Raw genomic sequence first — 15,565 nt, forward strand, 5'->3', positions numbered from 1 at the left:
GTTTAGGTTACTTTTTGCTTGAAAGGTCTTCGTATTCACCTTCAATAACACCGGCATCATTGGTTGATGACTGACGAGTGTTCATATGAGCTGCGAAACCTTGTTTCTTCATTTGATTCTGAATGCGCTTGCCAGTAATTAAAGCTGCAATAGCTAAAGGAATAGCAAGGATCAAGCTTGTGAATAACGCCAAAAGGCCAGTAAACAATGCAACAATCGTAACTAATATATTTTTCATATTCATTCCTCTTTTTCTATGTTGTTACTTTATCGCTTCTATTCTGAACGAAACATGAACGCCGTTAATAAATCTCTGAGAGTCACTATGACACGGATGTGTGCTGTTAGGGAGTTTATATGTAGTCATAATCACGCACTAAAAACATGGAATAAAACTAAGTTTAATAAAATCAATATGTTAAAAGTTGGCACGCTTGATGCTCTATAGGGGTTGGAATAAGTCACTGTAAGCAAAGTACTTACAGTTAATAAAAATTACTGGAGCCCTTATATGTTCTGTATTCAATGTGAACAAACAATTCAAACCCCAACCGTAAAAGGCTGTTCTTTCGCACAAGGTATGTGTGGTAAAACTTCGGAAGTATCCGACCTTCAAGACGTGTTGGTGCATTCTCTTCAAGGTGTTTCTTTTTGGGCCAATTTGGGCCGTGCGTGTGATGTTATTGATACTGAAATCGACGAGTGGGCGCCAAAAGCGTTTTTCGCAACACTAACCAACGTTAACTTCGACCCTGCTCGTATCATCGAATTCGCACAACAGTCCCATGAATTCAAGCAGCGTTTAGAGCAACAGGTTCGCGCGGCAGCGACATTGATTGGTTTTGAGATCCCAGCGCTTTCTGCTGCTGCTCAATTCGACCTTCCAACGGACTCTTCAGAGCTATTGGCGCTTGCCCCTCAAGCGGCGGTAAACCGTGGTCACGACTCTCAACACGAAGATGTGATTGGTCTTCGCCTTCTTTGCCTATACGGTCTAAAAGGTGCAGCAGCTTACATGGAGCACGCACGTGTTCTTGGTCAAACTGATAATGCTATTTTCGCTGAATACCATGAAATCATGGCGTTCCTAGGTACAGATCCATCAGACCTAAAACAACTGTTAGATACGTCTATGCAGATCGGCTTAATGAACTACAAGGTCATGGAAATGTTGGATAAAGGCGAGACAGATACCTTCGGTCACCCTCAACCAACAACCGTGAATGTGAAGACGAAGCGAGGTCACTGTATCCTTGTTTCTGGTCACGACCTGCATGATCTAGAAAAGATCCTTCAACAAACGGAAGGCAAGGGCATTAACGTTTACACCAACGGTGAGATGCTACCTGCACACGGCTACCCTGAACTAAACAAGTACCCACACCTTGCGGGTAACTACGGCAGCGCTTGGCAGAACCAGCAAAAAGAATTTGCGAACTTCCCAGGTGCGATCGTAATGACATCTAACTGTCTGCTTAACCCAGATGTGGGCTCGTACGCTGACCGCCTATTTACGCGTAGCATCGTAGGCTGGCCGGGTGTTGCTCACCTTGAAGGTGACGATTTCAGTGCAGTGATCGATTGTGCTCTTGCGCAAGAAGGCTTTAAGCATGACGAGATCGAGCAAATGATCACTGTCGGTTTTGGTCGTAACGCCTTGATGGAAGCAGCGCCTGCGGTTGTTGAACAAGTGAAAGAAGGCAACATCAAACACTTCTTCCTAGTGGGTGGTTGTGACGGCGACAAATCTGAACGTAGCTACTACACAGATTTCACAGCTCAAGCGCCAGAAGATTCAGTAATCCTGACATTGGCATGTGGTAAATTCCGTTTCAACAAAAACCAATTCGGCGACATTAACGGTATTCCACGTCTGCTCGATGTTGGCCAATGTAACGATGCATACTCAGCGATTCAGCTTGCTCTTGCGCTGTCTCAAGAGTTTGATTGTGGCATCAACGAACTACCACTAACACTTGTTCTTTCTTGGTTCGAGCAAAAAGCGATCGTTATCCTGCTTACTCTGTTCGCACTGGGTGTGAAAGGTATCTACACAAGCCCAACAGCGCCTGCATTCCTAACTGAAAACCTACTAAAGATTATTCAAGACGAGTTCGATATGCGTTCTATCTCAACGCCAGAGCAAGATCTTAAAACAATCTTAGCGGCTTAATCTAAGCCCACTCCCAAGCCCCGTTGTTGCTGTTCTCTAGGAACGTGCAGCGGCGGGGCTTTTTAGATTTAATTCTTTAGTATCAGTGAGGTGTGTGAACTATGTATGCATGGTCGGATAGCGATTCAATCAATTTAGTGTGTTTAAAGAAATGGCACGAGACGCCAGATACGGTCAGCTTTGAGCTTGGCAGTGTTCCACAAGATTTACATTTCAATTTTAAGCCCGGTCAGTTCATCACCTTGGGTTTAGATATGCCGACGAAAACGGATTACCGTGCTTATTCCGTGGCTTCTTGCCCCGAAGATAACCGCCTGAAGTTGACGGTCAAGCGTGTGGAAGGTGGCTTGGTTTCGAACTTTATTGTTGATGAGCTTGATGAAGGTGACGAGGTTTCTGTGTTGAAGCCGGCAGGCGCGTTTAACTGTATTGATTGCATGCCAACGGCAACAAAGAAAGTAACGCTAGTGAGTGCGGGCTGTGGCATTACACCCGTAATGGCGATGGTAAAATATTGGCTGTCTCAAGACAGTGACAGTGACATTGAGATTGATTTCGTCCACATGGCACGCAACAAGCTTGAGACTATCTACTTTCAAGAACTTCATCAGCTCGATGAATCACATGCGAATTTCAACTTAAAACTGCTGTTAAAAGACAACGAAGGAACAACCGCCCCTCAAGGTCGTTTAGATAAAAACTGGTTGGTGAAACTGAGCCCAGATATCTTAGATAGAACGGTTTACCTGTGTGGGCCTGTCGGCTTCATGCAAGATATTGAGAGTTATCTGAAAGAGCTTGAGTTCAACATGGATAACTTCTATCAAGAAAGCTTTACTCCTGCTACTCAGGATGCTCAATCAGAAGCGTCAAACGCCGAAATTGCTGACGATACGAATAGTGCTGTTAAGGTATTTGTGCCTGCGTTCGGCGCTGAAGTTGAAGCGGAAACTGGCACACCATTGGCGGATTCATTAGAAAAAGCAGGCGTTCCAATTATTATCGCTTGTCGTAGTGGGATTTGTGGTTCGTGTAAATGCAAAGTGACCAAAGGATCTGTGGAATCAAGCAGCCAAGAAACATTGACGCCAGAGCAGATTGAACAGGGCTACGTGCTTGCATGTTCAAGCTCGATTCAGTCAGATGTTGAGGTTGAGTTATAACAGACGTAAAGCTGTGCAAGAGTGATGAAGACAAGATCTTATTATAGCGATAAAAGTTAGGGCGCTAGATGTAAAAAGGCCACCTAGATCAGTTAGAGAGAGCAGATCTAAGTGGCAACCCTCTTGTTTATACGGGGGAGTAAAACAAAAGGGGTTGCGAAGTCCATACAGACTTCGCAGATATAGTTATTATGTTGTGGAGCTTGTTGCGATGGACGTATCTACAAGAGCGAAGTTAATTAAACTTCTGGGTATGTCTTGTAGCGTACACCCATCATCTGTTCCATACAGTGAACAACTTGGCAGCTGTAGCCAAACTCGTTATCGTACCAAATGTACAGCACGGCACGGTTGTCTTGTGCGATAGTCGCCACACCGTCAACCACACCTGGGTGACGAGAGCCAACCAAGTCGGTAGATACAATCTCAGTCGAGTCTGTGTAATCAATTTGTGCAGACAAAGCAGAAGACAGCGCCATTTCACGCAGGTACTCGTTCAACTCTTCTTTGTTTGTGCCTTTCTCAAGGTTTAGGTTCGCAACTGCCATTGAAACGTTTGGCGTAGGAACGCGAATCGCATTACCTGTTAGCTTACCTTCCATTTCCGGCATCGCTTTTGATACTGCTTTAGCAGCGCCAGTCGATGTCAGTACCATGTTCAATGATGCAGCACGACCACGACGATCACCCGAGTGGAAGTTATCGATTAGGTTTTGATCATTGGTAAATGAGTGCACCGTTTCGATGTGACCAGACAGCACGCCAAACTTGTCGTGAACCGCTTTCAATACTGGCGTGATTGCGTTAGTAGTACAGCTTGCTGCAGAGATGATGGTGTCTTCTGGCTGAATAACATTTTCATTCACACCAAATACCACGTTCTTGATGTCGCCTTTACCAGGTGCAGTCAGTAGCACTTTCTTCGCACCGTTACACGCAACGTGTTGGCTCAGGCCTTCCGCGTCACGCCATACGCCTGTGTTATCAACCACAAGTGCATTTTCAACACCGTAAGCCGTGTAATCCACTTCTTCTGGTTTGTTTGCGTAGATAACTTGGATGAAGTTACCGTTAACGATGATCGCTTTGCGTTCTTGGTCTACAACAATGCTGCCGTTGAATTGGCCGTGTACAGAGTCACGACGAAGCAGGCTTGCACGTTTTTCTAGGTCGCCATCTTTGCCGCCGCGTACAACGATTGCACGTAAACGCAGTGGGTACCCCGGGCCACTTTTCTCGATCAACAGACGAGTTAGCAGTCGGCCAATACGACCAAAACCGTACAATACAACGTCACGAGGTTCTGTCATTGCATCGCCTTCAAGCGATTCGATAAGTGCAGTTTGTAGGAAATCATCCAACCCATGTGTGTCTTCGCGATCTTGCCAGAATGAATGCGCAAGGCGACCAACATCAATACGACATGGAGATAAGTCCATAGAGAGAAGGTGTTGAATAATAGGTTGAGTCTGTTCTGCTGTAAGAGGAGAACCAGTGTAACGTTTTGCGATGCGGTGAGCTTTGATGATGTCGATAGTTGTCGCGTTAACTAAGGTCTTACCAAAGAGGATAACTTCTACGCCTTTTTGACGGTATAACTGACCTAAAGTTGGAGCGATGGATTCAGCAATGGTTTGACTAGTTTGCCAATCTAGGAGGTGCTTTTCGGGACTCATCTTTACTCGGGACCTTTCACGTTAAGTTTCTGCATTCATGGCGGTTGTAGGGAAGCCAATCAGCATAGGGGATTTGAGGCATCAGTCTGTGGTCTTTATTGCCACTTAAATGTGCTGATATACCTTGTGTGTAACTTGTAATTTTTATGTGGCAGGATTGTAAGGTACGACGGGTTATTCTGCTAGGAAAAATAAATGCAGACAAAATATCTGCAAATTGGCTTTATATTAGCCATAAATCAAGATTTGAACGTCGATAAAGACTATTGACTTTAATAATCTGTAGCACTTATTTTTCGTCAAAAAATACTCAATTCAAAGGATAATATGTAATACAGGTCATATTGAACATTAAAGGTGTGATCGCTAACTCAAGTTACACGTAAACAGTAAACGATAAATAAGGGAATTAACGAGTATTGATGTTTGACCTTTGAATAAGCCTAGCTTGAGTGTGAAAAGTGCATCACGCAAACGATTGGATGTCACAATTTTAACCTAACTATCCACTTTGTTAGCACGCAGAGTCATTATTCACAGTCTAGTTGAGCCGCAGAATGTGGATGTGTACTTGTTATGCCGGTGATAATAACTGGAGAAAACGTCTTTTGTTTACATTTTGCTCACTAAAACCTCGCTTGCTTACATCTCATTTGTAGAAACCTCCTCGAGTAGACCTCTCTCACGTAACGTTCACTTGTCTAAAATCGGCTTGTCTCAATCTCACTTAGTAAAGCAGACTCCTCCGCTTTAAAGCCCTGTTTTGGATGCCTGTTGATTCTAATTTTTCGTTCTGGGCTCAGAGTATCATTTGTTCATATCCAATTTGATCAATAACCCCCTGTTAATGTCCTATTCTTAATTTGGGCTAGGTAAATTACTTTCGGGAAGGGAGTCGTTATAAAAATGATAAATATGTCAATTAGATGGCGTCTTATTTTTCTTTCCACGGTTTCTGTACTCATTATGTTCGGGTTTACAGTGAATGAAGTGCTTAAGAACGATGAGAAGATGAATCACCTTGAAACAACGCGTATTAAGGTCGAAGCGCTTCAATTTTTTAATACGGTTTCAAGTGATGCTTATCGATGGTTGGTGCTGTCTAATGATTCCCCTGAGAAAGGTCAGTTGCTTTTAACACTGCAATCAGAACTGGATAGACTGACTCAGTATGGAATGCGACTTCAACGGTTCGACAGCAATTGGAGTATTGACCCTCAGTTAGCTGAATTGAAAAAGTTGTTGATGATCCTAGCTAGTACACCTGAAACGACAGACAGCAGAAAATTGACAGAGCGCGCTTTCGACTTGTTAAAAGACGTGCTGATGGAGCTGTCCGAATATCGCATGGCTTTAGTCGATGAAAATATCGGTCAAGCTGAAGCGATGTTTATCAATCTTACGCATTATGTGTTTTGGACTCAGAGAGAAGCGTGGTTAAGCTTCAGTTTGAATCGCTCCCCAGAGTTTAAAAACCAATACTTGCTTAGCTATGTCGCTGCTCTAGAGAGGCAGCAACAGCTATTAGATACATTTTTCCGTTCGGATACGCGTTCTCCAAACATTAGACAGTTGCTAAACGCTGTCGCCAAAGATGAATTCCAAGACAAATTTACATCTCGAATCCTCAAAGGGGACTTTTCATCACCCGAAATATATCAACACTTGAAAAGCTTAGAGGTTAAAAAACGGGCTATTTCAAACGCGATTGGCGCTTACACCAATCAAATACAGTTTGAACTGACCAAGAATATCGCGTTGCAGAAAAGGCAAACCTTGGTCATGACGTTGCTTATACTCATCGCTTCTGGTGTTTTGATGTGGCTTGGGGTTGCGACATCTCTGCGCTTAAACAGAAACCTGTCGATTATCTTGAAAGGTGTGTCGGAATGCGCTGATAGCTACGGCCAGCCAAAGGTGATTCGTATCCAAGGGAACGATGAGCTTGCCGAGTTCACTGAAACCCTAAATCGAGTGATGGAACGCAACTATCTGCACAACAAAGAGTTGATAACAGCAAAAGAAGACGCGATTTCGGCTAACAAAGCCAAAAGCGCATTCTTAGCAAATATGTCACATGAAATACGCACGCCACTTAACGGGATCATTGGCATGGCTGAGATCTTATCTCAAAGCCAACTGAGCCCAAATCAACAAGAAGTACTGGGGGATATCGAATCGTCCTCTCACTCTTTACTGGTGCTGCTGAATGACATACTCGACCTGTCTAAAATCGAGTCGGGTAACTTGATGTTGTCACCACACAATGCTGATTTGCGAGAAGCGGTTTATGACTCTGTGAGTGTGATTCAGTCGAAAGCGATAAGTAAGGATATTGAGCTCGACATCAATATCGATTATCAAACGCCGTCACAACTGTTTTTCGATGAGTACCGCGTGAGACAGGTGCTGACCAATCTGCTTTCTAATGCCATCAAATTTACGTCTAAGGGCACAATTACAACTGACATTGCTTATACACCTATGTCTATGGGCAGGGGCAAGCTTGAATGCAGCGTGTCTGATACCGGGATTGGGATTGAGCCCGAGAAGTTAGAGTCCATATTTGAACCTTTCACTCAAGAAGATGGCAGCATTACCCGTCAATTTGGCGGTACGGGGTTAGGGCTTGCGATTTGTCGACAGCTTGTTGATTTGATGGGTGGTTACATTACCGCGCGTTCAGTGAAAGGAGAGGGCTCTACATTCACTTTTTGTTTGTATGTCGATGTTGTAGAAGCGCCTGTTCAAACTTTCGATAACCTGAGCCGAGCGACCATCATCTCGAACTCTTTCAATTACCTCGATCAGCTCGTTAAAGAGTGTGAGCGTTTGAATGTTCGAGCCAATGTGGTGTCATCCATTGCTGCTCTTAGTGAAAGTGTAAAAGAAAGTGACTTCATACTTTATTGTCATACCTTGCACCACTCTATGGAAAAAGATCTTGCGACGTTGAAGGTGATATATCCTCTTGCTCGCGTCATCGTTTGTCAGCATCACCTATTTAAAACCAACCTAATCAGAGAAACGGTCCACTCGACTCATACCTTGCCATTCTTGGGCCGACGTTTCTTAACCAGCTTACAATCTCTCGATGTGGGCGAAGAGCAAACGCCTCAAGTGGAAGCAAAAGATGAAGAAGTTCGCTCTCTGAATCGACGCATTTTGATCGTTGAAGACAATCTGATGAATCAAAAAATAGCGAGCTTCTTCCTTGAGCAAGCGGGTTATGAATATTTGATTGCCAGTAATGGCCAAGAAGCGGTGGATGTCATCACCCAGGGTGCTCAGTTTGATGCAGTCTTAATGGACTGCATGATGCCTGTTATGGATGGCATAACGGCGACTCGTGCGATACGTCAGTGGGAAGCCGATCAACAAGTCACACCATTACCCATCATAGCTTTAACCGCCAGTGTTCTAGAAGAAGACATCAAAGATTGTTTTGAAGCCGGTATGAACGCCTACTTACCTAAACCCTATAAATCTCACCAGCTGTACGATCTTTTCAGTAGCCTTGATATTGTCTAGGGCTCCCGTATCAAGGCTAGCGCGGCGCTACTTAACGAACTTCCAATCCAAGGTTGTATTGTGCAAGGCAACGACCGACATAGCTGATGTTCAGCAAGGCTGCGACTAAGATGGTGCTGATGTGGGCGACGATTTGAATTGGCAGTGAGAAGTGATCGGCCATTGGATAAGCAACAATAATACTGAGAAGCATAAGCAAGGTTGTGATAGCTAGACTGAAGTTTGAAACAGAAAGCAGAGTTTGAAAGCGTTGAGTCATCGTCTTCATATTGAATTCCTAATTGCTATTAATAATTATGATACTTGTTATTAATATTAATTAGCGTTCCAGTTTTAATTTACATTTAAAATCATAATCTTATGTAATTTCGCTTGTTTTTAGAGTCTAAGTGACACGTGCGAATTGCAGGTCTTTATGACTTGATCGTGTTTCTTTACCATTGTCTAAACCCACAAGTATCGATGTGGAATCGAACACCTGAATATAAACCAAGCCCAACATTATTTTTTTGCCCGAATTCCGAATGAATCTTTTTAAGTTTCACGTGTAGATCTTCGCGAGTAATGTCATTTGCAGGCACTAGGTCTAAGGCACAAAACTCTAAGTGCTTACTTCGCAGTGCACCACCAGCTTGTTGATTGTAGATATCGGTTCGCTCTCCAGATACTGGTATAACAACACCGATTTCAGGCTCAATATATTGTTGTATGTACTTCAGGGTATTGATCATGTTTGGCACATGTTTCTTATTTGGGAGGGTAAACAAGGTTGTATTACTCATTGCCCAATCCGTCCCTTGCAATAGAACGAGATGCAGAGGCATGCTCTGAGTAACGCCATTGTCCTTGAGTTGTTGTCCGATTGCTCTCACTTGGTCTTGAGCGTGATTGAGGAGCATCCAACCTCGAAATGCTGATCGGGTCGGAACCTTGTAGCCATGAACATCGACCACGAGATCGTCATAAGTGATTTCGGTTTCTTCGGTATAAAGTTTCTCAAATTTTTCAGGGTAAGGTTGTGTCGTTGATAACGCCAAGGTAATCAGAATACTTCCGTACATAAAGTCTCTCCATCGCTAGTGTACACTCGTTATTTAGTTTGATACTGCTGTTGAGTTTCATTCATTTTGCTTAGGTACGCTTAGGCCTAGACGGTTAGGTTTAGATGCTTAAGTATAGACGCTGGAGTTTAGGTAAAAAAAACCCACTACTAAGAGTGGGTTACTAACATTGTTACAAGTAAATTAGCGAGGTTAGATTACTTCTTACCTTGGATTTGCTTGTCTTCTTCTGTCAGTTCACGAATGCGACGGCTGATGTCACGGCGAGCTTTAGAAATCTCAGCGCTCTTGATGATGTGGTCATCAACACGGTCTTCGTAGTCAGCTTTCATATTTTTGATAATGCCTAGGATCTCGTCGTGGGTCATCTCTGGCTTGATGTAATCAAGTAGGTTATCAAGAAGGTCGACACGCTTACGGTTGTCACGAACTTTCTTTTCGTTGTCTAAAAGTTCACGCTTAAGTTTGTTCTTACGTCGTGCTTGGTTAACAATTTCAAATACGCTGCTCATAGATTCCTTTTCCTATTCGTCAAATACGTTGTCTGCTTCTGATTAAAGCACATCAATTGATGATGTAACAGTCTTTAGATCAAAGCAAAAGTAAGGTTGTTTAATTATTCATCACTCTCGCTGATGTGTGATTGTTTTTATCTTACCGTTCAAGTTAGTATCCCATGTAGATACTGCATTGATACGAAATGTGAAATGAATCAACAACAATTGGAAAACGAAGAATTGGACGACAATGTCACTGAATCTTCAGCAGAACAAAACAAGCTTCGTGATGCGTATGTACAAGAGCGTACTTATTTGGAAGTCGTGGAAATAGAGCTAAACCGTTCTAAGATCATAATGATTGATGAACAGGGCAGAAAGAAACGAGTACCAATTTTGTCTGAACACTAGTTACTGCATTGTTAGGTGTTGAGATGGAATTATCAAAATAATAAAAAGGAAAAACGATGAACACAGTACTTTCCCCAATTGAAGCGAGAATTATCGGTTGTTTGATCGAGAAAGAAGTCACTACTCCCGATCATTACCCACTGACACTGAACAGTTTAACCACGGCATGCAATCAAAAGAGTAACCGTGAACCTGTTCTCTCTCTTTCTGAGTCAGATGTTTTAGATGCAGTTGATGGTTTAATCGGACGTCGCATGGTGAGTGATGAGAGCAGCTTCAATAGCCGTGTTAATAAGTATCAGCATCGTTTCTGCAACACTGAGTTCGGCGATCTGCAATTTACAGAGCAAGAGCGTGCAATCATCTGCTGTATGTTACTGCGCGGTGCGCAAACACCCGGTGAACTTCGTACTCGAACGGGTCGCCTTGCAAACTTTAGTGATGTGAAAGAAGTAGAAGCAACATTAGACAAACTCGCTGCAAGAGAAGCAGGAGCCTTGGTTGTGAAGCTGCCACGCGAAGCGGGTAAACGTGAATCACGCTACCAGCATTTGTTGAGCGGTGAAGTGGACGTTGAAGCGTTTGCGATGGCATCAGTAAGCGCGGCTGCCCCCTCTGCAACGAGTGAAAAGTTTGAAGAGCTTGAGTCTGAAGTTGCAAGCCTACGAGCAGAAGTGGCAGAGCTTAAGGCTCTGGTTGAATCACTGCTTTAAATGTCAGATGCTGATAAAAATGCGGATTGGGTCGTGTACTTGATCCGCAATCGTCACAATGCCCTTTATTGTGGCGTGACGAACAATCTAGAACGTCGATTTGAACAACATCAAACCGGTAAAGGCGCCAAAGCTTTAAAAGGTAAAGGCCCACTTAAGCTGGTTTGGAGCTTTGGTGTTGGCTCAAAAAGTGAGGCGTTGAAAACCGAATACGCGATCAAGCAGTTGCCCAAATCCCGCAAAGAAAAACTGGTATCACTCAAACTGATTATTGAGTGGCAAAAAGACAAAATTCAATATATCGAAGTCTCATAATTCATAGCTAAAATGTTTGTTATTGATTAAATCTTAATAGTGTAAGGAGCTATATCGGCTCTAGCTAAGCTTATGAATTTAAATGGTAATTACTCTTACCGTGAATGGGCTGAAATCATAATTTAACTCGTTGTTCTTAATCTCCATTCCAAATTAACATATTGCTCATTTAGAATGTCGTTCTAATTAGTGTTAGACGCTATCATTTATCATCGTTGTCCTACATAATATCCATTAGCCATACAAAGAGATGGTGTCATGCTAGGTTAAAAAATGAGCCAAAGTAGCTCATATAAAACGAGAAAAATATGAAACGTTTACTGATGTTGTTTGGACTTGCCGTATTTTCTGCGTCCGCTCTTTCCCATGGTACTCATGTCCTCAATAGGTACTGGGAATACCAAGATTATCTTTCCACTTTTCCAGAACAAAGAGCATTGACCGATAAAATGGTCGAGGCTGTACAAAATCACCCTGTGCCACTGAGAAGAATCCAAGACGAACCAATTACGATTTCCGTGGTGTATCCGGGCCAACAGATCTCGGATTACTGGGTTCGTAATATTCAAGCTTTTGAGAAGCGTCTCGATAGGCTGAAGATCCGCTACCAAATAAATCAAGTATTTACCCGTATTAATGCCGATCTCGCGCAGCAGAGTATTTCGTTGCAAGAAGCGATTGAAAACAAGACGGATTATTTGATTTTCACGCTAGATACCACGCGCCACCGCAAGTTTATCGAGCACGTGTTGACCTCTACAGACACCAAACTGATTCTTCAAAATATCACGACGCCAGTGCGAGCTTGGGCAGATAGACAGCCATTTATGTATGTGGGTTTTGACCATGCGACAGGCAGCTTAAAACTGGCGGACTATTTTAAACAAGTAAGTCCGCCAGACAGTAAGTATTCTGTTTTGTATTACTCACAAGGCTATATCAGTGATGCGCGTGGAGATACTTTTATCCATGAAGTGAATACGGTTACCAACTTTACCCTTAAGTCTTCGTTTTACACAAAATCAAACAAAGACAGTGGCTACCAAGCGGCTAAAATCAGCATAGAGAACGATAAGGATCTAGACTTTATCTATGCATGTTCAACGGATGTCGCTCTCGGTGCAATGGAAGCGATTCGTGAATCGGGCCAAGACATCTTAGTGAATGGTTGGGGAGGCGGCTCTGCTGAACTTGAAGCCATTGCAAGGGGCGACCTAGATGTTACTGTCATGCGTATGAACGACGATACAGGCATTGCAATGGCAGAGGCGATCAAGTGGGATCTAGCTGGTTTGGAAGTGCCTACCGTTTACTCTGGTGAATTTGAAATTGTCACCAAGGAAGATTCCCCAGAACGTATTTCAGAACTTAAACAGCGAGCATTTAGGTACTCAGGTCACTAATGAAGAAAAGTTACGCCAGTACACCTAGAAACACTTTAGCTAGACTCATTACGCGTATCGTTATTTTGGTGATAGGCGTGATGGCACTTGGCGTGCTTATTCATAATTATGAAACCAGCAGTAATATCGTACAGCAAGAGACGAATCGAACGGTACAGCAAACCTCAAGCCTGATCCAAAACATGTTTGATTATCGTTTGTCGGTGCTGCAAATCCATCAAGACAGTAGCTCACACAGTGAAACTCTCAGAGAGTACATTGATACGGGTAATGACGAGACTCTGAGCTACTTTTTCTTTGGTGTTGACCAACGTGAACCGGATCATGCACCAGATTTACGCTTTGTCTCAACCCACGATGGTTTGGCTTGGGAAGACGGCAACAGTCAATTTTATGGTTTGGATGAGTCCAACTTAAAGCATATTTCTGATGAGGTTTCGTTCAGCAGTAATTGGCATTTTATTAAACTGAGGACAGATATAGGTAAGCGTCACTTGTTGGCTCGCCGTACCCCTATTGTTGATAACGCTACTGGGGAAGTCCTTGGTCAACTCTATATCGCCATTGTGCTTGACAACAACTTCTCTTTGGCTGAGTCAATCCAACAGGGCAGTAATAGCGAAAATATCGTGATTGAAGCGCACGGTACACCGGTGACATCGACATTCAGTGGTGATGAAAGCTACACCATTACTGACATCCTCAATTACCAAATGTACGAACAGTTGCCGCGTCATTTCGTTACCATCGCAACCATTAAGATTAATGCTGTTGAAACTCCTTTAATCATTCGAGCTGTTCAAAAAAATAATAATTTCATTGCGTTAGAAGAGAATTATCAGCGTGCGATCATCGTGGTGATTGTGGTGATCATATTGATGTCTTTTTTTGCTCGAACTTGGATTCAAAAGAGAGTCTCAGCCGAGCTTGATAAGCTAATGGACTTTACTCGTTCGGCAAGTGCTAGCGAAGAGTACAACAAGTTCGATGGCTCTAACATTTTCGAATTTCATCATATTGGTTGTACTCTTGAAGACACCTTTGAGCGCTTATCTGAACAGAATCAAAAATTCCAAGATCTCTTTAACTTTGCTCATTCGCCTATCTTAGTTTGGTCTGAAAAAGGCGATTTGATTCAGATGAACCCCGCCGCTCGCATGGCGTTGTTCGATGCTGATGACAATTATGGTCCAATTGCCCAAGAGTTTGAGCAGCGAATGCTGCCTAATATTCAAATGGTGGTTCAGGGTTCTAAACTGACGGGTATTAACGTACCCATTGGTGAAAAGGTGTTTCGTTGGAACATGTCTGCTATTCGCGTGGAACACGGCATCACAGGAGTGGTGGTACAAGGGCAAGATATTACTAAGCTAATCGAGGCGGAAAGACAGGCTGATCGAGCAAGAGAAGAAGCTGAGCATCTTGCGAATGTGCGAGCAGACTTCTTAGCTAAGATGAGTCATGAGATTCGCACGCCGCTCAACGGTATTCTCGGTGTGTCTCAGCTGCTCAAGCGCTCTATGCACAATGAAGATAATCGCGAGCAGGTGGATGTACTGTGTAATAGTGCGGAACATTTACTGGCGGTACTTAACGATATCTTGGACTTCTCAAAGATTGAGCAAGGGCAGTTTAATATTCAAAAGAAAGACTTCCGTTTAGGGGAGTTAGTTAATACCTTAGACAGCATCTATCGACCGCTGTGTGAAGATAAATCCGTCGAATTTACCATTGTGAATCACTTGGTTGATGACATTGAAATCAATACCGACCAAGTACGCCTCAATCAGATCATGTTTAATCTGTTGAGTAATGCTTTTAAATTCACTCATCAAGGCGGTATCTCCGTCAGCTTTGAGCTCGAGAGTATCTTTAACTCCGATCACGCCAGCTTGATCGTTCGAGTGAAAGATTCTGGCATTGGTATTGATGAAAGCAAAATTGATGCTGTTTTTGAACCCTTTGTTCAAGCCGAAGAGACCACCACTCGTGAATATGGTGGCACTGGTTTAGGACTTACAATTGTAAAAAATCTGGTCGATATGCTGGAAGGGGACATTCAAGTCCGCAGCGTGATAGGTCAAGGCTCAGAGTTCACGATAGAAATTCCTGTAGTCGTACACGCCAAGCCGCTATTAGTCGATGCTAAGCAACAAGCTGAGGTTGAGCCAGAGGCGTTGTTTAGTCGACCTTTGAATGTGTTGCTGGTGGAAGACAATCACACCAACGCCTTTATTGCTCAGGCTTTCTGTAAGAAATATGGCATGGTCGTCACCTGGGTAAAAGATGGCTTAGAAGCGATTGAGATGGCTAAGACGATTACCTATGACTTGATCTTGATGGATAACCAACTCCCTAATCTCGGTGGTGTTGAAACCACTCAGCAGCTAAGAGGTGAGATTGGTGTGTCAGCCCCTATTTATGCGTGTACCGCTGATGCTCAAGAGTCAACTAGAGACAGCTTTATGGCCGCAGGGGCGAATTACGTGATTGTAAAGCCGATTAAAGAAGAGTCGCTCCACCAAGCGTTTGTTCATTTCAAAAACTCATACTGGAATGACACAGAGCACTAGGCTTTAACTTAGTGCTCTTTAATGGAGTCTGTTGAAGAGAAGTAACTAA

Annotated in this window: 13 protein-coding genes; 8 read left to right on the top strand and 5 right to left on the bottom strand. The window is 43.3% G+C overall.

All coding sequences use genetic code 11. From position 1 onward, the window contains the following. Positions 1–7: 7 nt before the first annotated feature. Positions 8–238: a hypothetical protein gene (locus BCU07_RS16685; protein ID WP_017061777.1), complete on the bottom strand. Its 231-nt coding sequence runs from the start codon at positions 236–238 to the stop codon at positions 8–10. Between the two features lie 273 nt (positions 239–511). Between BCU07_RS16685 and hcp the strand changes: the two genes are divergently transcribed. Beyond that, positions 512–2,173: a hydroxylamine reductase gene (hcp, locus tag BCU07_RS16690; protein ID WP_102428779.1), complete on the top strand. Its 1,662-nt coding sequence runs from the start codon at positions 512–514 to the stop codon at positions 2,171–2,173. A 101-nt stretch (positions 2,174–2,274) separates the two neighbouring features. Further along, positions 2,275–3,336, top strand: a complete 1,062-nt coding sequence (locus BCU07_RS16695; protein ID WP_102332008.1) for a hybrid-cluster NAD(P)-dependent oxidoreductase — start codon at positions 2,275–2,277, stop codon at positions 3,334–3,336. Between the two features lie 239 nt (positions 3,337–3,575). On the opposite strand, the gene BCU07_RS16700 is transcribed toward BCU07_RS16695, so the two are convergent. Beyond that, positions 3,576–5,012, bottom strand: coding sequence for a glyceraldehyde-3-phosphate dehydrogenase (locus tag BCU07_RS16700; RefSeq protein ID WP_017068649.1), 1,437 nt, complete (start codon positions 5,010–5,012; stop codon positions 3,576–3,578). A 966-nt stretch (positions 5,013–5,978) separates the two neighbouring features. On the opposite strand from BCU07_RS16700, the gene BCU07_RS16705 reads away from it, so the two are divergent. Beyond that, the gene (locus BCU07_RS16705; RefSeq protein WP_102332009.1) at positions 5,979–8,543 is read left to right on the top strand and encodes an ATP-binding protein; all 2,565 of its coding nucleotides are present in this window, start codon (positions 5,979–5,981) and stop codon (positions 8,541–8,543) included. A 31-nt stretch (positions 8,544–8,574) separates the two neighbouring features. Here the strand turns inward: BCU07_RS16705 and BCU07_RS16710 are convergent, their stop codons facing one another. The 3 genes from BCU07_RS16710 to BCU07_RS16720 all read right to left on the bottom strand — a co-directional run bounded on the left by BCU07_RS16710 (position 8,575) and on the right by BCU07_RS16720 (position 10,116). Further along, positions 8,575–8,811 (bottom strand): hypothetical protein, encoded by a 237-nt coding sequence (locus BCU07_RS16710; RefSeq protein WP_017061772.1) that lies wholly within the window; start codon positions 8,809–8,811, stop codon positions 8,575–8,577. Positions 8,812–8,977: 166 nt separating this feature from the next. Further along, positions 8,978–9,604, bottom strand: a complete 627-nt coding sequence (locus BCU07_RS16715) for a D-Ala-D-Ala carboxypeptidase family metallohydrolase (protein ID WP_017066096.1) — start codon at positions 9,602–9,604, stop codon at positions 8,978–8,980. A gap of 197 nt (positions 9,605–9,801) precedes the next feature. After that, positions 9,802–10,116 carry a DUF496 family protein gene (locus tag BCU07_RS16720; protein ID WP_004742367.1) on the bottom strand — a complete coding sequence of 105 codons (315 nt, stop codon included), beginning with the start codon at positions 10,114–10,116 and terminating at the stop codon, positions 9,802–9,804. A gap of 195 nt (positions 10,117–10,311) precedes the next feature. Between BCU07_RS16720 and BCU07_RS16725 the strand changes: the two genes are divergently transcribed. From BCU07_RS16725 to luxQ, 5 genes are all read left to right on the top strand, one after another. Continuing rightward, complete coding sequence (locus BCU07_RS16725; RefSeq protein WP_017068647.1) at positions 10,312–10,512, top strand: hypothetical protein; 201 nt, start codon at positions 10,312–10,314, stop codon at positions 10,510–10,512. A 56-nt stretch (positions 10,513–10,568) separates the two neighbouring features. After that, complete coding sequence (locus tag BCU07_RS16730) at positions 10,569–11,225, top strand: YceH family protein (RefSeq protein WP_017061769.1); 657 nt, start codon at positions 10,569–10,571, stop codon at positions 11,223–11,225. After that, a complete protein-coding gene (locus tag BCU07_RS16735; RefSeq protein WP_017061768.1) occupies positions 11,226–11,540 on the top strand; it encodes a GIY-YIG nuclease family protein in 315 nt (104 codons plus the stop codon). A gap of 308 nt (positions 11,541–11,848) precedes the next feature. Then, positions 11,849–12,943: an autoinducer 2-binding periplasmic protein LuxP gene (locus BCU07_RS16740; protein ID WP_029235787.1), complete on the top strand. Its 1,095-nt coding sequence runs from the start codon at positions 11,849–11,851 to the stop codon at positions 12,941–12,943. Beyond that, positions 12,943–15,516: a quorum-sensing autoinducer 2 sensor kinase/phosphatase LuxQ gene (gene luxQ, locus BCU07_RS16745; RefSeq protein ID WP_102428780.1), complete on the top strand. Its 2,574-nt coding sequence runs from the start codon at positions 12,943–12,945 to the stop codon at positions 15,514–15,516. The genes BCU07_RS16740 and luxQ overlap by 1 nt, the downstream gene beginning before the upstream one ends. Positions 15,517–15,565 lie beyond the last annotated feature (49 nt).

It is taken from the genome of Vibrio sp. 10N.261.54.E10 (assembly GCF_002877735.2).
Classification (GTDB): Bacteria; Pseudomonadota; Gammaproteobacteria; order Enterobacterales; family Vibrionaceae; genus Vibrio; species Vibrio crassostreae_C.